Here is a 25,432-nt window from a genome sequence, read left to right as displayed (position 1 = left end):
GGAGACCCTGGTCATAAACGGAACTCTTGGCCGGTGGGGGTTCAGTGGGGAGTGAGGCGTCCGGCGGCGAGTAGGTCGCTGAGGGTGCGGCCTAGGTCGGTGCCGACGTTTGAGAGTTCCGCCAGGGAGGTCTCGAACGTCATGAGCCGGCGGAAGACGTCCCCGAGTTTCTGCTGTTCTTGTAGTGGCAGGCGGCGTATTTCCAGGCGGCTGAGGTCGACGCGTGAGGTCGTGGAGGCGTGGCCTCCGGCGCGCCGCAGGTTGGCGGACGTGCGCAGGCTCCCGGCCAGATACCAGGGGTCCAGTTGTCCGACCGTTGGGCGTAGGGCCGTCAGTTGCGGTCCGAGCACCATCGGAGCGGCCAATTCGACCCAGGCGTCGAAAGCCCGAGTAGCGCTGACGACGATGACGTCCTGTGGTTCCGTGATCGTGATGTCGCCCGCATTTTTCAGTTCTTCTAGCTCGGTGTCGTCGATCCACTGTCCAGGGCCGCTGCCGGGTAGCAGGTCCGCGAGTGTGAGGACGCGAATGCCTGATGACGGGCGCTCGCCACGGTGCAGCAGATGTTCGGGAACCGCTTTGCCATGCACAAAGGAGAGGGCGCCCGCGCGGTGGAGCTCGGCGACCGTGACATTGACCGGCGCGCCGGTCGAGACGACGGGCATGGTCGAAAGCGAGCGACTCAGGCCCACGATACGGTCCAGGCTGGAATTGAACGCGATCCACTCTTCACGGAGGTCGCTGTCCACGGTGGTGTCGGACGGAGGCACGTGACGTGCGGGGGAGAGGTCGACCTGCTCGTCGAGCAGATCCATGACGGGCACCGATTGGACTCCCGGGCCTTTGCCGTCGCGTACGCCTGAAGTGACGCGCTCGCGGACGGCGTCCCAGTCGACCTCATAGCGTCCGTTCGACAGGGGGACGCGGCAGTCGGCGGTGTCGATCATCAGCACGTCGTCGGCGGGCGGCGGTTCGTCAGCCGGACGCCGGACCAGCCAGATGTGGAGTCCCACACTGTGCGGAGGGGCGGCGCCGACCGGCAGCGCGATGATCGACCGGATGGCTCCGCCGCGCAGCATTTCCCTGCGGATGCGTCGTCCCGCCCTGCGCACCGCGACCGCCGGCGGCAGCAGTACCACGCCCGTCCCTCCGGGGCGTAGTGCGCCGAGGATGATCTGGATCCACGCGAGTTCCGACTCGGATCGGGGCGGTAGCCCGTAGATCCAGCGGGGATCGGTGGCCGGCTCCGCCTGTGCCCAGGAGCGTTCGTTGGTCGGAGGGCTGCACACGATGACGTCCGCGCCTCCGGGCACCCCGTCGCGGACCGAGTCGCCGACGGTCACCTCCACGGAGGAGAGCCGGTCGCCGCCGGAGAACCGGAGCCGGGCGGCCGTGACGGCTGCCGGCACGGCGTCGACGTCCTGGCCGATCATGGATGCGGGGGTCCAACGTCGGGCCGCCGCCACGAGCAATGCTCCGGTCCCGCAGGCAGGATCGAGGACGGTGCGGACCGGGCCGTCCACGCAAAGGTCGGCGATGTCGACGAACAGCTCGCTGAGTCTTTCCGGGGTGGCGGAGAGTTGGCGCACGTGGGCCCCGAGCCAGCGCTCCACGAGGAAGTCGAAGATCTCTCGCTCGCCGCCACGACGGGCCAGCGTCACGGAGGCGTCCAGCAACTCGCGTTCCTGGAGGGACAGCTCGACCTCTGGAACCGTGCCCGAGGACATCTTGGTCAGCCGGTATCCCAGTCCGGCGATCACCCTGCCCATGGCGTCCCGGTCGCCGAGCAGTTCGAAGCGCGGCCACAGCCCCTGCTTGGCCCCGGCGCCCGCACTGATCTTGCCGTTCTCCAGCAGCCAGTGTTCGATGTCGGGCAGCGAGAACTGGGGGCTTCTGTCGGTGCCGCCGACGGGGGAGGGGAAGCTGGTGTGGCGGCGCCTCCAGTTGCTGACGGCGGCGCGGCCGACACCCGCGATCCGTGCGATTTCGGCGAGGTTCACCGAAACCCCCGTATCGCCGGTATCCGCCATCTTTCCTCCGCCGCTCTGTGAATTAATGCGTTGACAGAGCTTACACATCCTCATCTGAGGTATCGGGGAGCACCTGTCTCTCCCTGAGTTCGTCCGCGACCCTCCTCAGGCGTTCGCGGACGCGCCGCAGGATGGCGGGGTCCCTGTGCGCCGCGCGAACCGCCGTTTCCCACATGTCGAGAGCCTTCTCCAGTTCGTCGTCTCCGAGATGGCATTCGGCGATGCCCGCCTGCGCCTCGACGACGAGTGCGCGTGCCTCCGCCGACGTTTCCCTTTGGAGGTCGCGCACCACCTCCCGGTACCGGGAGGCCGCCAGGGTGCAGTCCCCTCGAAGGACGTCCATGTCGGCCAGCCGCAATCTGGCCAGGGCGACGCTTTCGTCGATGCGCCCCCAGGCGTCGGACGCGCGTGCCAGGCTCGCGGTCAGCCCGGCGATGCCCGGTCCTGCCTCGCCGTTCGCTATTTCGTCGTCGGCCGCGCTGAGGAGGCGGGCGAACTCGGCTCGCACCGGCCGGTCGCCACCCGGTCGCCTGCCCCGGCGGGAACGACGCGGGGGGACGGGTGCGGCGGGCGGCTGCGGGGCCGCGTCCCGGTAGGGGACGGTCGGGTCCGGAGTGAAGGCGGGGTTCGGCACGGGGCTGTCGGGACCGGGCAGGTAGCGACGCAACACCTCGACGGCCTCCGGAATCGTCGGACGGTCGGCGGGCTTCTTCCGCATCATCCGGAAGACGATGTCGTCGACGTCTTCCGGCACGTGCGGAACGATGGACCGAATCCGCGGTACGGGAGCGTGCAGATGCTGAGTGTTCTGCACGACATCACTCTGACCGCTGTACGGAAGTTTCCCGGCGAACAGGAGGTAGGCCACGCAGCCGGCGCTGTAGACGTCCGCCGCCGGGACGGGTGTCTCCTCCCCGTTGATGAGTTCGGGTGCCTTGTAGCCGGCACTCCCGGGAGTGAGACCGGGGTATGTGTACCGGGTGGCCTCGGGGTCGGTCACGAAGGCGATACCGAAGTCGATGACATGCAGCCGCCCGTGCTCATCGATGATCATGTTGGCCGGTTTGACGTCGCGGTGCACGACCCGGTGACCGTGGGCGTAGGCCAGGGCCTCCAGTAGCGGGACGAGTATCGACGCGGCCGCGGCGTCGGTGACGGTGTGCTTCTCCTGCCACGTGTCCAGCGGGGTTCCCGCGATGTACTCCATCACCATGTACGGGATGCCGTCGCAACCCACGCCGTGATCGAGCAGCCGTGGAATCGCGGGGTGGTCGAGTTCCTCCAGTAGCCGACGCTCCCTGGCGAATCGCCCTTTCAACCGGTGCAGCGCTTCTCGTGCTTCCACCGACGACGAGATGCGGTTCGCCCAGTCCGATGACCGCATCGTCTTGACCATGACCCGGGTTCCCGAGGCATGTTGCGCGAGCCACAGCTCCCCCATCCCGCCCGTGCGGTGTGGCTCCAGCACGCGGTAGCCGCCCTCGAGGACCTCCCCCGTCTCCATGCGCAACCTCCTCGTGTACGTCGTGCGGCCCTACATTATCGACAAGCGCACAGCACGATCGGATTCTATGCTTAAACTTAGTTCACAGCATCTCGGAGGAGGGTCAGTGAGCGTTCCGCACCCACCGCGCACCCGCGGCGACATCCGGGTCGTCCGCGTCGGCCCGCGCCTGCTGCGCGGCGATCCCCGGTCCTGCCCGCGAGGCTCGGCGATCGCGGCCCGCCCGCTGTTGTCCCAGGACCCGCCGCCCTCGACCTGGCAACCGGTGAAGGAGTTCGCGCTCGGCCCGGTGATGGAGGTTCTCGACCTGGTCGAACACCAGAACACCGAGCTTCGGCAGGCTTTACGCTCCCAGCACCCCTTTCGGAGGTGCCATCCGCTTCACGTCGCCTGGACGAGTGACGCCGTCCACGCCTACCTGGACGCCCGTTCCCGGTGGGCCCGGGAGCGGCGCGAGGCCGGGGATCCCCCGACCCTGCCCGTCCCGCATGAATGGGTGGTCGTCAACGAACTCGCCGTCCCGGACCGGCGGGGCGCCGACCGATACGAGCGCACCGCCTGGGGCCGACGGTACGCCACCGCCGACGGCGCTGTCAGAGAGATCTGGCTTCCGAGTGTGAACTCAGTCAAAAACGATCGTTCCCCGGAGGAGATCGCGGCCGTCGCCGGAGCGGTCCTGTGGGGTGTGCCGGCGGTCAGCGCGTACGCAAGGCCCTACCGACCCGTGCGGACGGCGCGGCCGCCACGGAGCCCCGAACGAGTCCGGGTCATCGGCGTCGGCTGCGGTGACGGCGAATTCCGCGTCCTCGCCGACTGGGACGCCGAAGAAATCGACCGTCGCCACCGCGCTCTGGTCGTCCCCGCCGGCGGACGGCTTCTGGAAACCACCGACCTGGCACCCGGATCGGACTGCAAGGGCTGCACCGCACTGCTCGGCTGTGAACAGCCCCCGCGGACACCGAACCTGCTCGGCGTGCCCGCCCCGGCCAGACCCCGCAAGCGCCGCAGCGTTTCGGCCACCGACCTGCGCGTTTACGGCGCGTGCCCGGCGCGCTTCCACATGACGAGGGTGCTGTACACCAGGGAGGCCCGTCCCGAAAGCCCGGCGATCAGACGCGGGCGGGCCGTCGACGACCTGCTGAACGAACGGCATCGCACGGCGGGGCCGCGCGGATGCCGCGACCTGCCCGTGGACGCCGATTTTCCGGACCTGGAGCCGGAGGAGGCGGCCACGGCCCGCCGAATGCTCGACCGGCATCGTTCCGTGTGTCCACTCACCGGACTGTCCCCGGACGAGCGCGTCATGGTGCAACCCAGGCTCACCGCCTACGACCCCGCTCTTGACGTCGTCGTGATCGCCGATCCCGATCTCCTGCACACCGAACACGGCGGCTGGGTCTGGCGGGAGACCAAGGCCCTGTCCCGCGGGGTCCGGGAGGGACGCCCTCTCCTGGAGACGTACCCGCAACTGGCGCTGGCAGTGCTGTTGATGGCGGCGGACGTGCCGGGCGGCGGTGACCGTGCCCGTTCCCGTATCGAGTTGGAGGTCCTGCGCGGGGACGGCGTGAGCATCGAGGAGATCGACCCGTTCGACCCGCCCACGATCGACCAAGCCCGCGAGGTGGTGTCGTCCTTCGCCGAGGACTGGGCGGTGGACGAAACCTACGCGCCCACCCCCGGCCGAGCCTGCGCGGATTGCGAGGTCGCCCGATGGTGCCCCGCTGGACCCGAGAAGGGGGAGATCCGGTGATTTCCATCAAGGACTGGGACACCGAGGACGTGGTCTTGCTCAGAAGCCTGGCCACGGCCCTGGTGGACCTGGAAAAGATCGGCGACCTGGACACCTTCACCATGCCCTACCCGGACGAGGCACAACGGGTGCTGAACCGGACGGTCCTGCTGTGCCTGCGCCGCCAGGCCCGCCCGCCCCGGAGCCTTCCCGAGCTGATCGACTGGGCCACCGAGCCCGTCGCCGACTGGCCGCTGAGCCTGCCGCAGGGCCTGGTGGAGCCGGACGACCGGCTGCTCGACGCCCGATCGGCCCGTCCCACCGAGCTGTGCCACGAATGGGCCGAGCGCGCCCGCGACGTGGCCGTCGAGCACCGCGACCGCCAGATCATCCGAAGGGCGAAGGAGATCTTCCGCGGGCTCGGTGAGCCGGACGGCTACGCCGGGTTCCGCCGGCTTCTCGTCGAGCAGCCCGTCCTGACCGAACAGGAAGGGCTTCGGCTGGTGAACGATCTGGTACTCGCCCCCGCCCGGGATCTGATCCAGGAGATCTACCGCGAGGTCCCGCCCGCCTACCTCAACGAAGGTGCGTACGCCACCTGCGAACGCTGCCTCACCCTGCTGACCCCGATGGACGACGATGAATGGTGGTGCGAGCGCGATCAGTGCCGCCGGATCGGCCCGCCGCCGGTCGGCCGCCGGCTGCGACCGGAGGACGTCGGCGAGCTGCTCCAACTCGAACGACCGCTGCGCCAGTTCGTCACCGGCCCGGGGCGCGCCGAGATGAGACTGGCCTACCGGCTCACCGAACTCGGGTTGTCCGTCGAATTGTGGCCCGGTTTCGATAACTACGACCTGCGCGTCACCTTTCCCGGTGGGCGCGTGTGGGCGATCGACGTCAAGGACTGGGCGCACCCCGGTCTACTCGGCCGCGCGGCCCGGCCGATTCACCCGGAACCGCCCTACGACGAGGCGTTCTGGGTTGTTCCCGCCGCGCGCGCCAAGGCGCGCGCCGGTTATGTCGCGACCTTCGAGCGCAATCGGCCGGACACGGCGTCCGGGCTTCCTCTCATGGTGGACGACGCGCTCGTCAGGCGGGCCCGGAAAATCCTGCGGGAGAGGAAGAAGACCGATGCGTGATCGGGACGCCTGGCACCAGCCGGTGAGCCGGGAGCTGAACCGGGTGTGGGCATCTGACGATGTACGTCCGCCGCTCCTCTGCCGCGTCGAACTGGCGCTCTACCTGATGGAGATGGTCGCCCCGGACGAGCCCGCCAAGAGCGCTTACGCGTTGTGGAGCGGCTATCGACTGGTCCACACCAGAGAACCGTTGACGGAACGCCAGGAGATCGCGATCCGTTGTGCCCGCCATTTGCTGTGGACGACACGGCAGCGCCGAACCTGGTTGGAGGAACTCGACGTCTACCGGCGGCTTCCGGATCGTCTTCGCGCCTATGACGTCCCATCGGAGGGCCCGGCGCGGAGGGTACGCCCCACGGTCGCCGTCGACCGGTTCGCGGTGTACGCGACCGCGCTCTCCGCAGAGCCGTCCTACCAGCGGAAACGGCTTCCGCTCGCGGAGCCGGGCGCGGCCTCGTTCTTCGAGCGAAGGCGCCGGACGGGAGTGCTGCTGCCCGATTACCCGCGTCCCGATCCCGCCGTCGGTCATGACCTCGCGGCCGGACGGAAAGGCGACGGCTCCCCGCGAACGGTGACCCGCGACGAATTGCTCGCGACCGCCCGTTGGATGGACCGGAAGGAACGCGAGGAAGAGGCCGCACGCCCCGGCGACTGGGCGGCCCGCATGGATTCCGTGCGCTTCGCCGTGCGCGACACCGGCGGCCGCCGTTTCGTCGAAACCGACAGCTTCGTCTTCGATGGTCTGACCAATCTGGCGGGAATGGTCGGGGCGGGCAAGAGCACATTCATGAAGGTCGCGGCCGTTTGGGCCGCGCGGCTCCCCGAACCGCTCCGCACCACGCTGGTCGTGGGTGACGTCGCCGAACAGCTCCGGCTGGTGGAGCTTTTCCGGACCCTGGACATTCCGGCGGCTCCGATCCTCGGATCGAGCACCCGCGAGAACCACGCCCAGCGGTTGCACCGCAGGCTCGCCGCTCAGGGTGGAAGGACGCTGCTCGACCACCATGACGAGCCGGGGTTCGACCTGCTCAGCACCGTCTGTGTGATCGACGCGCTGCGCGGCACCGAGGCGTTCCGGCCACTGCGGTACGCAGACGCCCCGTGCACGTCCCTCTACCAGAGCCGGGACGACGATGCGCTGGGCCAACGGCGTGGATGCCCGTTGTGGAGCGCGTGTCCCCGACACGGCGCCGCCCGCGACCTGGTGGACGCCCTGGTGTGGATCGCCAACCCCGCGAGCCTCGTCCTGAGCGAGGTTCCACGGCACCTCAACGAGGAGCGGCTGCGCCACGCCGAACTCGCCTGTTCCATGAGCGACCTGGTGTTCGTCGACGAGGCGGACGCCGTCCAGATGAACTTCGACCAGGTGTTCGCGCCGTCGGCCACGCTCGTCCTGCCCGGTCCGGACTCGTGGCTCGACCAGTTGCAGGCGCACAAGATCGAGGAGCTGTCACGGCAGGGCCGGCTGCCGCTGGCCGACCGCGAGGTCGAGCAGTGGAACGCCGCGCTGTCGGTGGTCGGCGGCGCCACCGACCGCCTCTACAAGATCCTCATCTCGGACGAGGATCTGCGCGAGTGGGTCGACATCGACTATTTCAGCCCGTGGACCCTCCAGGACAAGCTGCTGAACGACTGGTTGCGCGACCGCGCCGAGCCCGACGACGAAAGCCCGCCCGACGAGCGTGACCTGTTCGCGGCCTACGAGGACGACGAAGACGAGGACGACGGCGCGGGCCAAGCCAGGCTCGCGCTCCTTGACGGCCTCCGTCGCCCGCTCACCGAGATCTTCGAGGCCTTCCGGGACGACCCGCTGGGCGGCGGCGAGGAGCCCCGCGACTCCCGCGTCGTCGCCTTGGTGGATCTCACCGCCGACCTCCTGCACACTCTGTCGCCGGCCCGTACTCGCGCCGGCACGAGGACGCTCCTGGTAGATCTGTTGGACGGTACCCCGGCTCCCGTCGACGACGAGCGGTGGATGGAGTCCAACTGCCGCCGCCTGGAGTTCATGGCGTTGCTGTCGGTGCTGAGTCAGCGGCTGAATCGGCTGACGTACTTCTGGCCGCAGGTGGAGGCCGCGCTCAACTTGGACGCCACGGGCAACGACCTGGCGCGCCGCCCACCCCAGGACTACGCGCCGATCGTCCCCGAAGCGCCCATGGGAAACGTTCTGGGCTACCAATACCTGCCCGACGACCGGGAACGGGACGCCGACGGACGGCAGAGCGGCACGCTGCGCTTCTTCCGCCACGCGGGGGTGGGCCGCGAGCTGTTGCTGACGTTGGATCGGTTGGGAGCCGCCGTAGCCGATGGTCGCAAAGGCCCGCATGTGGTTCTCATGTCCGGTACGAGCTGGGCGGGCAGATCGACCCGCGCTCATGTGGCCGCCCCGGTACGGGCAGTGCTGATGCCACCCGACAAGGCCATGGAGGCGGTGCGCCGCACGACGTTCGCGACCAGGTTCTTCTACCACGACGATGGAGGTCGGCGCCGCCCCATGACCTTGTCCGGGGTCGCTCCCGACGACCGTCCGGCAGCGGCCAGGGCCATGGCCAGACGTCTCGGACGGCGTGGCCGGGACGGTTCGGAGAGCCCGCTCGAACAGGAACTGCGCATGGTCGAGGACCCGATGCGGCGCCGCGCGATCCTGCTGGTCGGCAGCTACCGGGAGGCGGTGATCGTCGCCGAGACGCTACGTGAGTCGGACCGCTGGTACGACCGTGTCCGTGTGCTGGCCGCCGACGACGCCGATCTCGGGCTCGTCCGCCGGGCCGCGGGAGACGGCACACCGGTCACCGCGCTGCGTCGCGGCGACCTGGCGACCTTCGCCGAGGATCCGTACGCGGAGGTCCTCGTCGCCCCGCTGATGGCGGTGGAACGCGGCCACAACATCCTGAACGCCGAGCGGAACGCGGCCTTCGGTGTCGCGATGTTCCTGGCCCGACCCCACCCGCGTCCGGACGACCTGACCCTGGCCGTGCACGCCATCAACGACTGGGTGGTCCGGTTCACCCGTGACCTGCCGCGTGACGACGACCGGAACGGGCCCGCCACCTTCACCGAGCTGGTCACCAAGGCGGTCGATCTGGACGCGGCCTTCCAAGATTTCCGGAACGAGGCGCGTCGTGAGTGGCGGCGCCTGTTGTCCCGCCGCTACGTGTACTCCCGCCTGTCGCGGTGGGAGAAACGGTCCTTCGCCTGGGATCAGCTCGTCACCATCTGGCAGGTGATCGGACGGCTCGTGCGAGGTGGCGTCCCGGCCCGGGTCGTCTTCGTGGACGCGCGCTTCGCGATGGGCGCCGCCCGTGCGCTCACCCCCGGCGAACAGGCGACCCGCATACCCGAGGTGAGCGACCCGGACGGACTCCTGTCGGGCCTCCACGAGGTGCTCGCCCCCTACTTCACCGCGGGTACCGATCCCGCGCTTTTCGACGACCCGGCGGACCCGGCGCTCGTCGACCTGCTCTACCGGCCGCTCTACGAAGCACTCAACACCCTCACCCACCGCACCTGATGCGGAAGGAGCTCCATGTTCGACACCATTCGGCCCGCCGCGTGGCTGCCCACTGACCGGGACGTGTCCGTCCCGGTCCGGTACCGCGCATTGCGCTTTCCCGAGCACTGGCCGGTCTCACCTCTGCCATTGTTCCGGGCCGCGCGTGGTGAGTCCGCCCAGCGCGTCCCCACCAAGCGCATGGACCAGGCGTTGCAGGCCCTCGCGCCCGGCCTGATCGTCCTGCCCAGGAACCACGGCGCCCCGGACGCCGCCCCGTACTGGCTGCTCGTCCCGGAAGACGGCGAGGAACTGTCGGACACCGCGTTCAGGACGCTCCAGAACGCATGGCTGGCCGACCTGTGCCCCAGCGCGACCACGGACCCCGAGCACCGGGCGCTGCTGCGGGAGATGCGCGGCGCCCTTGACGCCGACCCGCCGTCCTGGGAGGCGGTGGAACTGGAACTGCTCCGCTGCCCGGAGACCGGTGGTGGCACCGCCGCCCTGCTCCACCATCAACCCACCCTCGCCACCGACTGGATCGCCCGGCGGATCACGGCGCTGGAGCCGTTCGAATCCGAGACCGGACGGCTCGAGTTCAGGCCGATCCCGGGAGGGGCCGAACGCGGAGCGCTTCTGGTGTCCCAGCCGCTCCCGCTCGAGAAGAGGAACCGCGACTCCTGGTACTCGATCTATCTGCGCATCACCATGCAGACCCAGCCGTTCGACCCCCTGCCACGATTCCATTTGCACACGGGCGTCCGGCGATGGGCGACCCACACGTCCAAAACGACCGGGCGCCTCCGCATCCCCTATGGCACCAGGACGACCGTGCTGCTCCGCCCGAAGGTGCCCTGGCTGGCGGGCGCGCCGCTGGCCGAACGGTTCGCCATCGCCAAACTGCAGCGCTACCGGGACCGCGAGACCGGACAATGGACGGACGGCTGGGTGGCGGGCGGCCCGGCGGGACTGCTACGCGGCATCTCACTCAGCGAGCCGTTCCCGGAGGCCGACGCGATCCTCACCGACCCGGAACTGTGGCTGACCGATGGGATGCGCGGCGCCGTCGTCCACCGGACGTCCATGGGCCGGCACCCCGTCCTGCCCGGCCTGATGCCGGACGAGCGTTCGGAGATCATGGCATGGGCCGAGCGGGCTCTTCCGCCTGAACTACGTGCGATGCCGGCCCGAAAGGCGACCACGCTCGGTGCGCCGACCCCCCGCAACGGCCGCACCCGCAAACCGAAACTGGACGCGACACGTTCCCGCGCCGTCGCCGCCTACGCGATGTCCTGCCTGCGCAACGGCTTCCCCAAGCCCGGTCCGCAACTCCTGGAAGCGAGGCTGCTGTGGCAGAGCGAGCACATGCGGGACACCGCTGTGCATTCCCTGGCCGAACAGTTGGGCTTGGGCGAACCGAAAAAGCGTCCCACCGCGGAGGAATTCGAGAAAGCACGCCCAGGCTCGGCCGCCGTCGTGGAATGGGTGACACCCGAACTGACCGTCCGGCTCCGCTGTCTGAAGTTGACCGACGGCCTCGCCGGCGACCTGCCGATTTCCGAAGGGGAAGAGCGCAGCAAGCATGCCCAGCGCACCGCGAACGCCGCCCGGCGTGACGAGGCCGCCGCGTTCCTGCGCGCGGACGAGCCCGGCCCGAACCCATCCCTGGCCTTGGTGGAACTCGACCGCCGCGAAAATTTCACCAGCACTCACCATGACCCCAAGTTCGCCCTCCGGCTCGGCTTCGCGCACGCGGGAGTGCTCAGCCAGTTCGTCCAGGTCCCGATGAAGGAGCAGCGCCACGACTCGGTGAAGAACATCGAGCACCGCGCGGAGAACGCGTGGAACGACGGCCTCCGCCAACTCGGCGCCCGGCTTCTGCCCGTCCCGGACGTGCGCCGCGGGACTCTTCCCGCCGGACTGTCATATGCGGCGCTCTGGGTGGTCCGTCGCGATCGCCGGAGCCGAACCGGTTGGGAGGGGATCGCCCCGCTGGCCGTCCGTGTGACGCCCGACCCGTCCGACCCGGGTCTGGCGCACATCGAGGGTTGGTGCCCGGACGCCGATGACGGCGCCGGCGGATGGATTCCCTATCCTCGCGCGCTTCTCAACCTCACACGGCGAACGGACGTCCTGGCCGAAGTGGATTCGCGGTCGGCCCGGGACGAGCAGAAACGCGCCGTCCAGGAATGGCTCCAGGTCGTGTACCGGTCGCTGCGGAATGAGCAGGTTCTGCTCATGGCTCACGCGCAGAACATCCGCACGTTCTGGCCATGGATGCAGGACGGCGTCGTCGAATCCGACAAGATTCGACTGGGCCACGCGCCGGCCCGTCCGATACACCCCGGTGTTCGGCTGTTGCGCGTCCGCACGGGTAACGACAGCCGCGGCGAGACCGCGCAGTGGTGGGCCGTGGCCAAGCCCGGCCAGGCGAACGGTCTGGCCGTCCACCTGTGGACGAGCGAAGACGGCACCGACCGCGTCTTCTGGAGCACGACAGCGAAACCAGGCACTTTCAAGACGCCCAAGGCCATTCGCAAGGTCGGACCGGACGCGGACAGGCAGGCGTGGACTCCGGATCTCGTGGAACTGGCCGTGCTGGCCTGCCACCCGGCCGACGGCGACGACCCCGAGACACTGGCCCTTGTCGCACACCACCTACGACAGCCACCCGAATACGACCAGGACCTGCGCATTCCACTGCCGCTGCACCTGGCTCGCCTGGCGGAGGAGTACATTTTGCCGCTCGTCGACGAGTCCGAGGAAGACAGCGAGCCGGCAACAGACGAGTGACCGGCAACACCGCGACCACGCAACGCCACCAAACTACGGAGGTGCGGACACAGCCCAGCCCGCGCAATGGTGCCGCGCTCATCTGCTGTGGCCAGCTCAGCGAATGATTCAACGTCTGCGTCAGTTGTGCAGGATTTCGTGTTGCCACTGGTGTCGCGGTTGGGTGTGCAGGTGCCAGTAGTGCTCGGCGATATGGTCTGGATCGAACTTCGTGCCGGGGGCGACGGGGCCGGCGACAGTTATCGAGGCCACGTGTACGCCTGAGGGTCCGTACTGCTGGTCCAGCAGTTGCACCAGGGTTCGTACCCCGTCCTTGCCAAGTGACAGGCTCACATATTGTGGCTTGGGCTCGGGCATTCCACCGGTGATCAGGAACGAACCGTTGCCGCGCTGCGCCATTGATGGGCCGACATGTGCCGCGGCCGTCAATGCTCCGAGCACGTTGACCGCCCAGGCGTCCAGTTGCGCGCGCATGGGCAACTCACCCGGCGCGTCGGGTTGGATGATCGCGGCGTTGTACACCACGACATCGGGCAGGCCGAGTTCGCCGGCCGCCGTGTCGAGCGCGGCGCGCAAGGACACCTCGTCAGCGCTGTCGGCCTTCAGGGGCACGACCTTGACTCCGAGGGCGGCGACATCGTCGGCGACCGCCTGCACCGTTCGGGACGTCCGGGCGATGACGGCGACCGGTAGGCCTTCCCGCGCGAACCTGAGCGCGACCGACCGGCCGATCCCTGGTCCTGCCCCGATGACGACGGCTCCAGGCATGGTGTCCCCTTTCCGTATGGATGATCGCTGGTGGTGGGGACGTTATGGCGTCACATCATGTGAAGGTCAACCGCGTGAATGAGCAGGTCGAAAGGACACGCCTATGAGGATCGGTGACGTGGCCGACAAGACAGGGGTGAGCCGGCGGCTGCTGCGCTACTACGAGGAACAAGGGTTGCTGCGGCCGACCCGGCTTCCCAACGGCTACCGTCAGTACAGCGAGGCGGATGTCGTCGCGGTACGGCACATTCGTGCCCTGCTCGCCGCAGGCCTGCCCACCAGTGTGATCGCCCAGTTGCTGCACTGCGTTCATGATGATGGTGAGCAGTTGGTCCCCTCAGCCTGCCCAGGCATGATCAGCCATCTACGACGCGAACGCGACCGCATCGCCGATGCGGTCGCGCAACTCCAAGCGTCCCAACAAGCCCTCGACGCCTGGCTCGCTTCACTGGCGACCTGACGAGGTCAACTGGCTGAGCCAGCAACGCCTCAACACGCACCGAACAGCACGCGCCGGTGTCGCCCTCAGATCGCCGCCGAGCTGGCCGAATGTCGATGGACGATTGAAGACGGCGCCGAACGCTTTTCTGGGGCGCCCGCGTTAAGGGCTGCCTCGCCAGGTGACCTGGCACCGGAAACGCGACCATGCGCTTCACTCGCACGTCTTGGCAGCGCTTACGCCACGGGCCGCTAGGTGCACAGCAAGGGCGGCACGGGCTTCGGGGTTACGCTGTCGGTTCAAAGCTTGTGGGCGTGAGTGAGGGGTTGCGAGATGGTGCCGGCTGGTGGGGCGCTTGCTGAGTTGCGGCGGACGAACCTGGAGAAGGTCGTTTCCGCACTACGGCAGGGCGGTACGTTGTCGCAGTCTGAGCTTGCGCGGGCGACGGGGCTGTCGGAGGCCACCGTTTCGAATCTTGTTCGTGTACTCGTCCAGGACGATCGAGTCAAACTCTCGAAGGGACGGCGGAACGGTCGGAGCGTCAATCTGGTCGAACTGGACGTGGCCGCCGGGGAGTTGGCGCTGACGGTCACGGTCGCGCGGGAGGCGATCACGGCGGCGGCGGTCGATCACGAGGGCTTGGTCCTGGTCGAACTGTCGCGCCCGCGGGTCCCGGAGTCCCCCTATGGCGAAGAGCGGGACACGATCGTGGAGCTGATCGAGGCCGTGCGCGCCGCGGACGAGGTGGCGCCGCGGCCGCTCGCCGGGGTGGGGCTGGCGCTGGGCGTGTCCATCGACCCCGTCTCGAACACCGTCCCGGAGGGGCTCGGGCGTCTGCCGGCGTTCGATTCGTCCTGGTACGGCGCCGACGTGACGGGTGAGTTGGGCGCGGAGACCGGTCTGCCCGTCCGGTTGATCAACGACTGTGACGCCGCCCTGCTGGCCGAGGTGCGGTGGGGCGCCGCGCGTGGCTGCCGGGACGTGCTCTACCTGCACCTGAGCTCGGGGGTGGGCGGGGCGATGCTGCTCGGCGGGTTGCTGTACCGCGGTGGGCCGGGCGGGATCGGGGAGCTCGGGCATTCGTCCACCGACACGAGCGGCAGGCTTTGCCTCTGTGGGAACCGCGGCTGCCTGGAGACGAAGGTCGGCGGTGATGCGCTGCTGAGTCACGTCGCCGACCTTCATGGAGACGACCTCACGCTCGGCCGGCTCGCCGAGCTGGCCCGTTCCGGTGACCCGGGGTGTGTCCGGATCGTCACGGACGCGGCGCAGGACATCGTCACCGGGCTGGCGAACGTCGTCGCGGTGCTGGCGCCCGAGCGCTTCGTCCTGGGCGGGGAGTTGGCGGCCGCCGGTTCCGCGCTGCTTGATCCGGTCAGCCGTGGGATGCGGAGGATGGCGAGTCCGCGTAACTGGCGAGGGAGTGTCGTCCTGGCCGAACTGGGCGGGCACGCCATCGCGCGCGGGGCGGCGCGGTACGCCTTTGACGGCACCGACCTTTGTCTTCAATCTTTGAAGTGATTTCCTAGTTCAAACTTTTTATCAGTTTAGAGCTTGCGGTTTTCGCCGCACGCGCCATACGGTGTGCGAACAGTGAGTGACCAGCACTGACAGGAGCATCAGGCCTGGATGAGTGCGTGCAGGAACTCATCGACTGCCTTCAAAGTATGGAGAGATCGTGGTCGGTACATCGAAGACGCGCCCTAACCGCTCGGCGGTCGTTCTGGGCGGCGCGCTGCTCGTGGCCGCGTTGGCGACCGCCTGTGGAGGCGCGGGCGAAGGTTCGGCGGGAACGCCCGCGCGGCAGAACCCCGAAACGCTGACCATCGCGGTCGCGGCCCCGCCGCAAAGCCTGAACCCCGCGTTGGCGGGCAACGGCGACCCACTGATCATTCCGGTGGAGCTCGCGTACGACCCGCTGATCTACCTCAGGAGCGACGGAAGCCTCGCTCCGGGTCTGGCGACCGCGTGGAAGTTCGTCGGCTCCGGCAACAGGGTGTTCGAGCTGACCCTGCGCCCGGACGTGAAGTTCGCCGACGGATCGAGCCTGACCGCGCAAGGCGTGGCGGACTACTTCGCCTACTTCGCCAAGGCGGGCGGACTGGGCGCGTCCCGCGTCCAGAATTTCGAAAAGGTCACCGTCACCGGACCGCTCAGCCTGCGAATCGAGTTGAAGTCGGCGAATCCCGAACTGCCCTACATCCTCACCCAGGGTTTCGCGATCGGCGATGTCATCAGCCCGCTCGGGCTCAAGAGCCCGAACAGGCTCGGCACCTCGACCGCCGGAGCCGGTCAGTACGTGCTCGACACCGGAGCGAGCGTCACCAACCAGACGTACGTGTTCACCCCGAACCCGAATTACTGGAACCGTGCGGCGATCAATTGGAAAAAGGTCGTTGTCAAGGTCATCCCCGACTCGAACGCCGCCCTCGGCGCCATGCGCACCGGGCAGGTCGACTATATGATCAGCGACACCAAGGGCGCCGACGCCGCGAAACGGGCCGGCTTCGATGTCAAAACCTGGCCGTACCTGTTCGGTCACATTCAGCTCCTCGACCGCGGCGGGACACAGGTCAAGGCGCTCGGCGATGTCCGCGTCCGGCAGGCGCTGAACTACGCCATCGACCGGAAGGCGCTGGCGAAGGCGCTATTCGGAAAGTACGCCACCCCGAGCGACCAGATCCTCCTGCCCGCGGCGGACGGATACGACCCGTCCCTGAACGGCCGTTACCCCTACGACCCGGCCAAGGCGAAGAGCCTGCTCGAGCAGGCGGGCTACCCCGACGGGTTCTCGCTGGTCATGGCGGCCTACAACCTCCAGCCCGGGGAGACCGACGCGGCCCAGGCCGTCGCCGGCTACTGGGCGAAGATCGGCGTCAAGGCCAAGATCGACGTTCCGGTCAGCATCACCGCCTACACGAGCGGGCTGAGCGGCAAGAAGTACCAGGCCCAGATGTTCGAATACGGCGGACTACCGATGTATCTGGTGGCCGACCAGTTGCTCAACACCGGCAGCCTTTTCAATCCGTTCGGCAACACCCATCCCGAAATCACCAAGCTGATGCGCGAGGGGGCCGCCGCGGACGACGAGTCGCGTCCGGCGATCTACAAGCGGCTGCAGAAGGTGCTCGTCGAACAGGCGTGGTTCGTTCCTTTCGCGAGCATCGACAAGGTCACGGTCGCCCGTCCAGGGCTTCAGGGCGTCACGACCGCGCCGCGGGCCCTCGACCCGAACCCGGTGTTCTTCACCGCGGCCAAGCACTGACCTTTCAAGACGCGTTATCGCTGAGGGGAGGGATGCTCAATGAAACGAATTCTGATGCGCAGACTGCTGCTGTCCGTGCCGTTGTTGTTCGTGGTGTCGGTCGTGGTCTTCGTCCTCCAGTCGCTGATTCCCGGAGACGCCGCGAGCCAGTTGGCGGGGCTTCAGGCGACACAGGAGGACGTCCTTCGCCTGCGGCGGCAACTCGACCTCGACGAGCCGATATGGACGCAGTACTGGCACTGGCTCAACGGCGTCTTCCACGGCTCGCTCGGCACCTCACTCACGAACAGGGAGGCGGTCACGACCGCGTTGGGCACGAGGCTGCCCGTGACGCTCTCCCTCGTGCTCGGCGCGACCCTCCTCGCCACCGTGCTCGGGGTCGTCCTCGGCGTCGCGAGCAGCAGGGCCGGCTCCCTGGCCGGACGCCTGGTCGACCTGCTCAGCGTGGGCGGTCTAGCGATCCCCAGTTTCTGGCTCGGCCTGCTGCTGATCTCGTTGCTGAGCGTCCGGCTCGGACTTCTCCCGGCCACCGGATACGTCAAGTTCGCGGACTCGCCGGACGGGTGGGCGCGATCGCTGCTGCTCCCGGTCAGCGCGCTCGCCCTGGGCGGGGTCACGGCGATCGCCAAACAGACGAGAGAGGCGATGCTCGACGTCCTGCGCCGCCCCTACATCGACAACCTGCGGGCCAACGGCGTCCCCGAACGGCGCGTCGTGTTCAAGCACGCGCTGCGCGGCGCGGCCATACCGATCTGCACCATGTCGAGCATCCTGCTCGTCGGCGCGCTCGGCGGCTCGGTCGTGATCGAGCAGGTCTTCGGGCTTCCCGGGCTGGGCAGCCTCGCGGTCAGCGCGACCGGCTCTAAGGACATTCCAGTAATTCAAGGTGTCGCCGTGTATTTCACGCTTTTGGTCGTCGCGGCCAATTTCCTGACAGATATCGCGTACGCTCTGATCGACCCGCGGGTGCGGGCGTCATGACCGCCCCGTCCGGTGCCGAGCCCGCCGCCCGCGCACTGACCGATACGGATTCCGCCGGTGCCCCGTCAGGTGCGGAGCCCGTCGTCGCGCCGTCCGGGCGTCCCGGTCTGGCGCGGCGGCTGCTCCGCCATCCGCTCGCGGTGGGCGCGCTGCTCTACCTGGCCGCCGTGATCGTGCTCGCGATCTTCGCGCCGGTGTTCGCCCCGTACGGGCCGCAGGAGGCCGACCTCACCCGCGTCCTCGCGACCCCGACGGCCGACCACTGGCTCGGCACCGACTCGCTGGGACGCGACATCGCCTCCCGCCTGATGTTCGGGGCGCGTCCGGCGCTGACCGGCGTGCTGGTGACCGTCCTGGTCACGGCCGTGATCGCGATCCCGGTCGGGCTGTCGGCGGCGCTGTCGGGCGGCGCGGACCGGATCGTGTCCCCGCTGGTCGACCTGCTCATGTCCATCCCGGCGATCGTGGTGCTGCTGATGGTGCTGGCCACCTTCGACCAGGAGCTCCTCGCCGCGATGGCGGCGCTCGGTGTGCTGACCGCGCCCGGCCTCGTCCGTGTCGTGCGCGCCGCCGCGCTGACCGTGGCGGGGGAGCCGTACGTCGCCGCCGCCCGCGTGTACGGCTTCGGGCGGCTCGCCATCGCGCTGCGGCACGTGCTGCCGCGCATCACCGGCCCGATCCTCGTCAACCTGTCGCTCGTCGCCGCGACCGCCCTGCTCACCGAGACCGGGCTGAACTTCCTCGGGCTGGGCGTGCACCTCCCCGAGGCGAGCTGGGGCGGCATGGTCGCCGACGCCTCCGCGGCGATGAACCAGCAGAACTGGATGCTGATCCCGACCGGCGCGGTCGTCGCGGGCACGGTGATCGCACTGGTGCTGCTCGGCGACGGCGTCCGCGATGCGACGGCGGAGGGCTGGGCCCGTCCGGCCGCCCCCGCACGTTCCCGCCCGCCCCGCGACGCCGCGACGGGACGTGCGCGCGACCGGCGTCCGGACAACGCCGCACCGGAGGACGACCCGCCGATCCTGCTACGCGTCGACGGCCTGACCGTCACCGTCCCCGGACCCGGCGGGCGGCCGGCGCCGGTGATCGACGACGTGTCGTTCGACCTGCGGGCCGGTGAGACGCTGGGCATCGTCGGCGAGTCGGGCTGCGGCAAGACGATGACCGGACGCGCCGTCCTCGGACTGCTACCGGACGGCGCACACGTCACCGGCGGTTCGATCCGGATCGACGGCGTCGACGCCACCGCCATGGGCGACCGTGAACGCGCCGGCCTGCGCGGCTCCACGATCGCGTTCGTCTCGCAGGAGCCGATGGCCGCCCTGGACCCCCTTTTCACCGTGGGCGGCCACATCGCCGAGGCCGTCCGCGTCCATACCGGCGCCGGACGGGCCCCGGCCCGGCGGCGGGCCGTCGAGCTGCTCGGTCAGGTCCGAATTCCCGACCCGGAGCGCGTCGCGAAGATGTACCCGCACCAGCTGTCCGGCGGGATGGCGCAGCGTGTCGCCATCGCGCTCGCGCTCGCGGGCGGCCCCCGGCTGTTGATCGCCGACGAGCCCACCACCGCGCTCGACGTCACCGTCCAGGCGGAGATCCTCCGGTTGCTGCGCACGCTCCAGCGGGAGACGGGTATGGCGATCCTGCTGATCAGCCATGACTGGGGCGCGGTGGGCGAACTCTGCGAGCGGACCCTCGTCATGTACGCCGGACAGGTCGTCGAATCGGGACCGACCGCGGCGATCGTCACGGCGCCGCGGCACCCCTACAGCGAGGGGCTGCTGGCAGCGAACCCGCAGCTCGGCACCCCGGGCGTGCCGCTCCACGTCATGCCGGGCGGCGTCCCCGCGCCGGGCGAATGGCCGCGCGGCTGCCACTTCGCCGCGCGCTGCCCCTACGTGACCGACGAGTGCACCGCGCACCCGATCGCCGTGGCGGGGACGGACGACCACCGCGGCCGCTGCCTACGCGCGCGGTCAACGCACCTGATCGAGGCCAAGCCATGACCGGACCGCTGCTTTCGATCGACGACCTCACCGTCCGCTATCCACGGCGGCGCGGCGGGCCGGTCACCGCGCTGGACGGCGTCTCACTCACCGCCGGGCACGGACGCACCGTCGGCCTCGTCGGAGAGTCCGGCTCCGGAAAGTCGACGCTCGGCAAGGCGATCCTCGGCCTCGTCCCGGTGGACGGCGGCTCGATCACCTTCGACGGCCACGACATCACCCGGGCCGGACGAAGCGAACGCCGGGAACTGAGCAGCCAGATCCAGGTCGTGTTTCAGGACCCGTACGGTTCGCTGAACCCGGTCAAGCCGATCGGCCGGACGCTCAGCGAACCGCTACGCGTCCAACGGACCATCGGCACGCGCGACGTCCGGGTCCGGGTGCTCGAAGCGCTGGAACGCGTCGGTCTCCCGGCCACGGCGGCGGACCGCTACCCGGCCGAGTTCTCCGGCGGCCAGCGGCAGCGCATAGCGATCGCCCGCGCTCTCGTCATGCGGCCACGGCTGATCGTCTGCGACGAGCCGGTGAGCGCCCTCGACCTCTCCCTCCAGGCGCAGATCCTCAACCTGTTCAACGAGCTCAAGGCCGATCTCGGTGTCGCCTACCTGTTCATCTCGCACGACCTCGGCGTCGTCCGGTACCTGGCGGACGACATGGTCGTCCTGTACCACGGCTCCGTCGTCGAGTCCGGCGCCACCCGGTCGGTGTACGACCATCCCCGCGCGGACTACACCAAGCGGCTCATCGCCGCGATTCCCAGGGCCGCGCAGACCGTCCCGAACGAGAAAGCCCCTTCATGCAGCAGCGAGTCATAGCCGAGACCACGTCCGGGAAGGTCGCCGGTGTCCGGCACCGCGGCGTCGCGTCGTTTCTCGGCGTCCCGTACGGCGCGCCCACCGGCGGCGCGGCGCGGTTCAGGCCGCCGGAACCGGCGAAGCCCTGGCACGGCCTCCGCGACGCGACGGTCTTCGGCCGCGCCGCGCCGCAGAACGACATCCGGCCGGCGGCGACCGGCTCGTGGGTCGAGGCGATCGACTACCTCTACCCGCGGACCGGCTCGGCGCTCGAAGGCGTCCCGATGGGCGAGGACTGCCTGGTCCTCAACGTCTGGACGCCGGACGCGACGCCGTCAGGACGTCGTCCGGTCATGGTCTGGCTCCACGGCGGCGGCTACCAGCACGGCGCCGGATCGGAATCGATGTTCCTGGGCGACCGCCTCGCCCGGCTCGGCGACGTCGTCGTGGTCACCGTCAACCACCGGCTCGGGATCTTCGGCTACCTGGCCCTGGACGCGCTACTCGGCGCGGAGTTCGAGCACGCCGGGATCGCCGGGCTGCTCGACCTCGTGCTCGCCCTCGAATGGGTGCGCGACAACATCGACGGCTTCGGCGGCGACCCCGGCAACGTCACCGTGTTCGGCCAGTCCGGCGGCGGTGACAAGGTACGCAACCTGATGTCGATGCCGTCCGCGTCCGGTCTGTTCCACAAGGCGATCATCCAGAGTTCACCGGGCCCGCTGGCGACGTCGGCCGACGCCGCCCACGACCTCGCCGCGAAGGCCGTGCGCCTCGCCGGACTGAGCCCGTCCCGGGCCAGGGAGCTGACCACCTGGGACACCGGGGCGCTCCTCGAACTCCAACGCGTCCTCACCGGGGACGTCATGGGCGGCTTCACCCTCGACCAGGACCTTCTGGACGCGGCGCAGGCGTCGTTCGCGCCCCACGTCGACCCGTCGTTCCCCCCGGACGGCGCCGAGGTCCCCGTCCTCATCGGCCACACCAGCCACGACGCCTCGCTCATCCTCTGCAACGCGCCGGAGTACGCGACGTTCTCCGATTCCCAACTGCGCGCTTGGACGGAAGGCCGGTTCGATCTCAGCGCCGACGCCCTCGCCACCGCCTACCAGGACCGCGTCGGCCCCGAACCGGCGCGGCTCCGCCTGGCCCGGATCGTCACCGACACGACCTTCGCGCCGGCCGCGATCGACCTCGCCTCACAGTTGTCCACAAGCCGGACCGTCTACTGCTACGAATTCGCCTACCGGACGCCGATCCTCGGCGGGCTTCTTGGAGCGACGCACAGCCTCGACCTGCCGTTCGTCTTCCACAACGCCGAACTGTCACCGTTCGCGGGCGACCGCGGCGACCGCGGCGAGGTCTCCAGGCGCATGGCATCGGCGTGGACGTCCTTCGCGCGGAACGGCGAACCCGGGCATGCCGACATTCCGACCTGGGAGCCCTACACCCTGGAAAGGAGAGCCACCATGCGCATCGACAGCACCTGGAGCCCGCAGACGGGCCAGGACCCGCGCGACCTTCCAACCAGGACCCGCGCATGACCCGCACACTTACCGCCGTGCCGCCGGACGTCGTCATCGACCACGATGCCGCCGCGTCCGAAAGCGTCCTGCCGGGTGCGGCGATCCCCGCAGCGCTGAGCGCCGCCCGTCCGGTGACCGGCGAGCAATCGAACGGGTGCGGCGCGGACAGCCGCCTCGCGACCGTCCCCAAGGCGAACGCGTGGGCCAGCCGTTCGTCCAGGCCGGCGCCGCGCCGGGCGATGGCGTCGGCGGGCAACCACGGCTCGGGAGCGCCGTCCCACGCGAGGGTGCGGCGGCCGGCCGGGGTCGCGGCGACGGCGGTGAGGCTGTCGCGCGGCGCCGCCTCGGCCGCCTCGGCGGCCTTGGTGGACCACTGCTCGCTCGGCGCCGGCGTCGAGCCGGCGTTCGTCGCCGAGAAATCGGGCGAGGTCCCTGTAGGAGAGGTTCCGTTCGAAGGTGAGGCTTCGCGTTGATGGATACCGCGTCCTGTCCGATTCCCCGGCCGCTGCCGCTCACCGTCGAAATGAGCGACGGAGCGCGCCTTTCGGTGCTCCGCTATCCGTCATCGACCGGGGCACCGGCTCCGGCGGTCGTGGTGATCACCCCGTACCGCAAGGAATCGGCGTTGCACATGGAGTTGCTCGCCCGTCCCATCGCCGAAGGTTACGAGGTGCTCGTGGCGGACGTCCGCGGCTTCGGCGGTTCCACCGGAACCTACGGCGGCGTCCTGTCGCCACGGGAGATCGACGACGGCGTGGAACTGCTGGAATGGATCGCCGCCGCCGATTTCTGCACCGGCCGGACCGCGCTGGTCGGCGGCTCCTACTCGGGGATGAACCAGCTGCTGATCGCGCAACGCGACCCCCGGGGCCTTCGCTGCATCGCGCCGTGGGTGGCGCCCTCCGACACCTACCGCGACATGTGGAAGCGAGGCGGTATCCCGTCGCACACGGCTTGGGGAGCCGGCACGTTCCTGAACAGCCAACGACCGGAGGCCCAGGCGGCCATCCTTCAGGCGTTCTATCGGGACATCGTCGGTACCGGACTCGACGGTGAACTCTTCCGGGCCAGCTCGCCCGATCCGGCGTCGATCCGTACTCCTGCCTTCTTCGGAACCGGCTGGTTCGACTACTTCCTGTCCGGCACGATCCGCGCGTTCCGATCTCTCCCCGGCCCAAAACGCCTGCAGATCGGCCCGTGGAGCCACGAACCCTTCCTCACCGAGGAGCGCCGACAGGAACTGTCGCGGTGGCTCGGCTACTGGTTGCGCGACATCGGCGACGACCCCTGCACGCCCGATGCCAACGCCGTCCTGTGGTGCGTCGGCGCGGAGGAGTTCCACACCCATGGCGGATGGCCCGCCACCTCGGACATCGCCTGGCGGCGCTGGGCGCCGGTCGACGAACCGACGACCGTGCCGATCCTGCCCACCGCCGCCGGCGTGCCACCACCGCCGCCCACCCGGGTTCACCCGGTGGTGGACGTCTCGACGAACTCCGGTTTTCGGCTGTGGGGAGAGGCGACCACGTTCGACTCAGAGCCCTGCCAGGAGCCGGTGCGCCTGCTCGGACCGGTGGCGTTGCACGCGGTACTGGTCGCCAAGGGTTGCGCCGACTTCGACCTCAACGCGCGACTGTCGATCGTGCAACCCGACGGCGGCGTCCGGCAACTGACCGAAGGACGGCTCCGCGCATCGCACCGCGCGCTCGACGACGATCGCAGCGAGCATGCGCCCGACGGCGAGATCGTCCTGCCCTGGCACCCACACGAGGCGGCCGAACCCGTGCCGGATGACGAACCGGTGCGGCTCGTGGTCGAGATCTACCCGATCTACCTCCAACTCTCTCCCGGAGAACGCCTGCGACTGGGGCTGACCCTCACCAGAAGCGACGACAGCGACGCCCCGGTCGACGCGACGCTCCTACCGGAGACCGTCGTCCTCCTCCCACACAGCGCGTCCAGACCGGAGACGGGCTGAACGTCGCGCTGTTCGCCACTCCCAGAGGTCGACCGGCAAAGTAGATCAATCGGAGCAACGATCAACCGTTGTTTGATGCGGAGCGGGATTTCGGGGGTGTCGTGCGCTCGTACGGTTGAGATGTGCGATGGGGGAGGCTGGTGCGATGCCGGAGGTGAGCGAGCACCCTGAAAGGTGGCCGTGCTGGCTCGAGCTGGCAACGCCGAACCTGACGGAGTCCCAGAAGTTCTACGGGCGCCTGTTCGGCTGGGACTCCTACGTCCTCACCCTCACCGGGCAGGGTGAGGTGGAGGTCTTCACCCTCGGAGGCATCCAAGGCCCGGAGGTGGCCAGCGCACGGGCGCTGGCCGACGACACCCAACCGGCGTCGTGGACCTGCTGGTTCCGCAGCGACGACCTCGAGGACACGATCGCCGCGGTGGTCGCGGCGGGCGGACTGGAACTGGCCGAACCCGACTTCGCCGATCTGGGCCGCTTCGCGTTGTGCGCCGACTCCCAGGGCGCCGATTTCGGCGTGTGGACCCCCTACCATCTGGCCGGTGTCGGCGTGTTGGACGAACCTTCCGCACCGTGCTGGATCGAACTGGCCGCTCGCGACGTGGCCGCGGCCCGCCGCTTCTACCACGCGGTGTTCGGCTGGCAGCCAGTGGACCGCGGCGGCGGTTACACCGAATTCAGGGTCGGCGAGCAACCGATGGCGGGCCTGCTGCCTTTGGCCCCGCGGCGCAGAAGTCTGTGGCCGAAGAAGCCGCCGGCACGAGACCAGCAACAACCATTGCCGTTCTGGATGCCATATTTCGAGGTGGCCGACTGCGACGACGCCACGGCCCGAGCCGTCGCACTCGGCGCCACGGTCCAGACAGCGCCGACGGACGTCCCGCCCGGACGGTTCGCCATCCTGACCGACCCCTCCGAAGCCCGGCTGGGCCTGATCACACCCACCGACCCCGCCGAGGACAGAGACGGCTTCCACCGACCCACCTGACCCCC

Annotated in this window: 17 protein-coding genes; 14 read left to right on the top strand and 3 right to left on the bottom strand. The window is 69.3% G+C overall.

The features are described 5' to 3' along the window. Window positions 1–41: 41 nt before the first annotated feature. Window positions 42–2,084 carry an N-6 DNA methylase gene (locus tag BZB76_RS00785; protein ID WP_147449258.1) on the bottom strand — a complete coding sequence of 681 codons (2,043 nt, stop codon included), beginning with the start codon at window positions 2,082–2,084 and terminating at the stop codon, window positions 42–44. After that, on the bottom strand, window positions 2,071–3,534 hold the full coding sequence (locus BZB76_RS00780) for a serine/threonine-protein kinase (RefSeq protein WP_121432359.1): 1,464 nt from the start codon (window positions 3,532–3,534) through the stop codon (window positions 2,071–2,073). The genes BZB76_RS00785 and BZB76_RS00780 overlap by 14 nt, the downstream gene beginning before the upstream one ends. 106 nt (window positions 3,535–3,640) lie before the next feature. Here BZB76_RS00780 and BZB76_RS00775 point away from each other — a divergent pair, with 106 nt between their 5' ends. From BZB76_RS00775 to BZB76_RS00760, 4 genes are read left to right on the top strand one after another with little or no spacing between them, the layout of a single operon-like run. Beyond that, on the top strand, window positions 3,641–5,284 hold the full coding sequence (locus BZB76_RS00775; RefSeq protein WP_170180460.1) for a PD-(D/E)XK nuclease family protein: 1,644 nt from the start codon (window positions 3,641–3,643) through the stop codon (window positions 5,282–5,284). Further along, on the top strand, window positions 5,281–6,402 hold the full coding sequence (locus tag BZB76_RS00770; protein WP_121432357.1) for a pPIWI_RE_Y domain-containing protein: 1,122 nt from the start codon (window positions 5,281–5,283) through the stop codon (window positions 6,400–6,402). Before BZB76_RS00775 ends, BZB76_RS00770 begins: the two co-directional genes overlap by 4 nt. After that, window positions 6,395–9,913, top strand: a complete 3,519-nt coding sequence (locus tag BZB76_RS00765; protein WP_121432356.1) for a pPIWI_RE_Z domain-containing protein — start codon at window positions 6,395–6,397, stop codon at window positions 9,911–9,913. Before BZB76_RS00770 ends, BZB76_RS00765 begins: the two co-directional genes overlap by 8 nt. 15 nt (window positions 9,914–9,928) lie before the next feature. After that, window positions 9,929–12,685 carry a pPIWI_RE module domain-containing protein gene (locus BZB76_RS00760; protein ID WP_121432355.1) on the top strand — a complete coding sequence of 919 codons (2,757 nt, stop codon included), beginning with the start codon at window positions 9,929–9,931 and terminating at the stop codon, window positions 12,683–12,685. A 120-nt stretch (window positions 12,686–12,805) separates the two neighbouring features. On the opposite strand, the gene BZB76_RS00755 is transcribed toward BZB76_RS00760, so the two are convergent. Further along, window positions 12,806–13,453: an SDR family NAD(P)-dependent oxidoreductase gene (locus BZB76_RS00755; protein ID WP_121432354.1), complete on the bottom strand. Its 648-nt coding sequence runs from the start codon at window positions 13,451–13,453 to the stop codon at window positions 12,806–12,808. 103 nt (window positions 13,454–13,556) lie between these two features. Here BZB76_RS00755 and BZB76_RS00750 point away from each other — a divergent pair, with 103 nt between their 5' ends. The 10 genes from BZB76_RS00750 (at window position 13,557) to BZB76_RS00705 (ending at window position 25,427) form a co-directional block, all read left to right on the top strand. Further along, window positions 13,557–13,913: a MerR family transcriptional regulator gene (locus BZB76_RS00750; RefSeq protein WP_121432353.1), complete on the top strand. Its 357-nt coding sequence runs from the start codon at window positions 13,557–13,559 to the stop codon at window positions 13,911–13,913. A 312-nt stretch (window positions 13,914–14,225) separates the two neighbouring features. Beyond that, window positions 14,226–15,413 carry an ROK family transcriptional regulator gene (locus BZB76_RS00745; RefSeq protein WP_121432352.1) on the top strand — a complete coding sequence of 396 codons (1,188 nt, stop codon included), beginning with the start codon at window positions 14,226–14,228 and terminating at the stop codon, window positions 15,411–15,413. Window positions 15,414–15,570: 157 nt separating this feature from the next. Then, window positions 15,571–17,157, top strand: a complete 1,587-nt coding sequence (locus tag BZB76_RS00740; protein WP_170180459.1) for an ABC transporter substrate-binding protein — start codon at window positions 15,571–15,573, stop codon at window positions 17,155–17,157. 39 nt (window positions 17,158–17,196) lie between these two features. Then, window positions 17,197–18,138, top strand: coding sequence for an ABC transporter permease (locus BZB76_RS00735; protein WP_121432350.1), 942 nt, complete (start codon window positions 17,197–17,199; stop codon window positions 18,136–18,138). Continuing rightward, on the top strand, window positions 18,135–20,144 hold the full coding sequence (locus BZB76_RS00730) for a dipeptide/oligopeptide/nickel ABC transporter permease/ATP-binding protein (RefSeq protein WP_121432349.1): 2,010 nt from the start codon (window positions 18,135–18,137) through the stop codon (window positions 20,142–20,144). Before BZB76_RS00735 ends, BZB76_RS00730 begins: the two co-directional genes overlap by 4 nt. Next, window positions 20,141–20,959 (top strand): ABC transporter ATP-binding protein, encoded by an 819-nt coding sequence (locus tag BZB76_RS00725; protein WP_121432348.1) that lies wholly within the window; start codon window positions 20,141–20,143, stop codon window positions 20,957–20,959. Before BZB76_RS00730 ends, BZB76_RS00725 begins: the two co-directional genes overlap by 4 nt. Next, window positions 20,941–22,482 (top strand): carboxylesterase/lipase family protein, encoded by a 1,542-nt coding sequence (locus BZB76_RS00720; RefSeq protein ID WP_121432347.1) that lies wholly within the window; start codon window positions 20,941–20,943, stop codon window positions 22,480–22,482. Before BZB76_RS00725 ends, BZB76_RS00720 begins: the two co-directional genes overlap by 19 nt. Beyond that, window positions 22,479–22,937: a hypothetical protein gene (locus tag BZB76_RS00715; RefSeq protein ID WP_121432346.1), complete on the top strand. Its 459-nt coding sequence runs from the start codon at window positions 22,479–22,481 to the stop codon at window positions 22,935–22,937. Before BZB76_RS00720 ends, BZB76_RS00715 begins: the two co-directional genes overlap by 4 nt. Next, a complete protein-coding gene (locus tag BZB76_RS00710) occupies window positions 22,937–24,442 on the top strand; it encodes a CocE/NonD family hydrolase (RefSeq protein ID WP_121432345.1) in 1,506 nt (501 codons plus the stop codon). The genes BZB76_RS00715 and BZB76_RS00710 overlap by 1 nt, the downstream gene beginning before the upstream one ends. Window positions 24,443–24,587: 145 nt before the next feature. Beyond that, window positions 24,588–25,427, top strand: a complete 840-nt coding sequence (locus BZB76_RS00705) for a VOC family protein (protein WP_170180458.1) — start codon at window positions 24,588–24,590, stop codon at window positions 25,425–25,427. Window positions 25,428–25,432: the final 5 nt, after the last annotated feature.

The organism is Actinomadura pelletieri DSM 43383, assembly GCF_003634705.1.
Lineage (GTDB): Bacteria > Actinomycetota > Actinomycetes > Streptosporangiales > Streptosporangiaceae > Spirillospora > Spirillospora pelletieri.
Note: the sequence above shows the minus strand (reverse complement) of the source record. Positions and strands in the feature narration are given on the sequence as shown.

Coding starts and splice junctions, on each gene's coding strand:
- BZB76_RS00750 (WP_121432353.1), top strand. CDS start 13,557: ATGAGGATCGGTGACGTGGCCGACAAGACAGGGGTGAGCCGGCGGCTG.
- BZB76_RS00715 (WP_121432346.1), top strand. CDS start 22,479: ATGACCCGCACACTTACCGCCGTGCCGCCGGACGTCGTCATCGACCAC.
- BZB76_RS00785 (WP_147449258.1), bottom strand. CDS start 2,084: ATGAGGATGTGTAAGCTCTGTCAACGCATTAATTCACAGAGCGGCGGA.
- BZB76_RS00765 (WP_121432356.1), top strand. CDS start 6,395: ATGCGTGATCGGGACGCCTGGCACCAGCCGGTGAGCCGGGAGCTGAAC.
- BZB76_RS00710 (WP_121432345.1), top strand. CDS start 22,937: ATGGATACCGCGTCCTGTCCGATTCCCCGGCCGCTGCCGCTCACCGTC.
- BZB76_RS00730 (WP_121432349.1), top strand. CDS start 18,135: ATGACCGCCCCGTCCGGTGCCGAGCCCGCCGCCCGCGCACTGACCGAT.
- BZB76_RS00720 (WP_121432347.1), top strand. CDS start 20,941: ATGCAGCAGCGAGTCATAGCCGAGACCACGTCCGGGAAGGTCGCCGGT.
- BZB76_RS00760 (WP_121432355.1), top strand. CDS start 9,929: ATGTTCGACACCATTCGGCCCGCCGCGTGGCTGCCCACTGACCGGGAC.
- BZB76_RS00735 (WP_121432350.1), top strand. CDS start 17,197: ATGAAACGAATTCTGATGCGCAGACTGCTGCTGTCCGTGCCGTTGTTG.
- BZB76_RS00755 (WP_121432354.1), bottom strand. CDS start 13,453: ATGCCTGGAGCCGTCGTCATCGGGGCAGGACCAGGGATCGGCCGGTCG.
- BZB76_RS00745 (WP_121432352.1), top strand. CDS start 14,226: ATGGTGCCGGCTGGTGGGGCGCTTGCTGAGTTGCGGCGGACGAACCTG.
- BZB76_RS00780 (WP_121432359.1), bottom strand. CDS start 3,534: ATGGAGACGGGGGAGGTCCTCGAGGGCGGCTACCGCGTGCTGGAGCCA.
- BZB76_RS00705 (WP_170180458.1), top strand. CDS start 24,588: ATGCCGGAGGTGAGCGAGCACCCTGAAAGGTGGCCGTGCTGGCTCGAG.
- BZB76_RS00725 (WP_121432348.1), top strand. CDS start 20,141: ATGACCGGACCGCTGCTTTCGATCGACGACCTCACCGTCCGCTATCCA.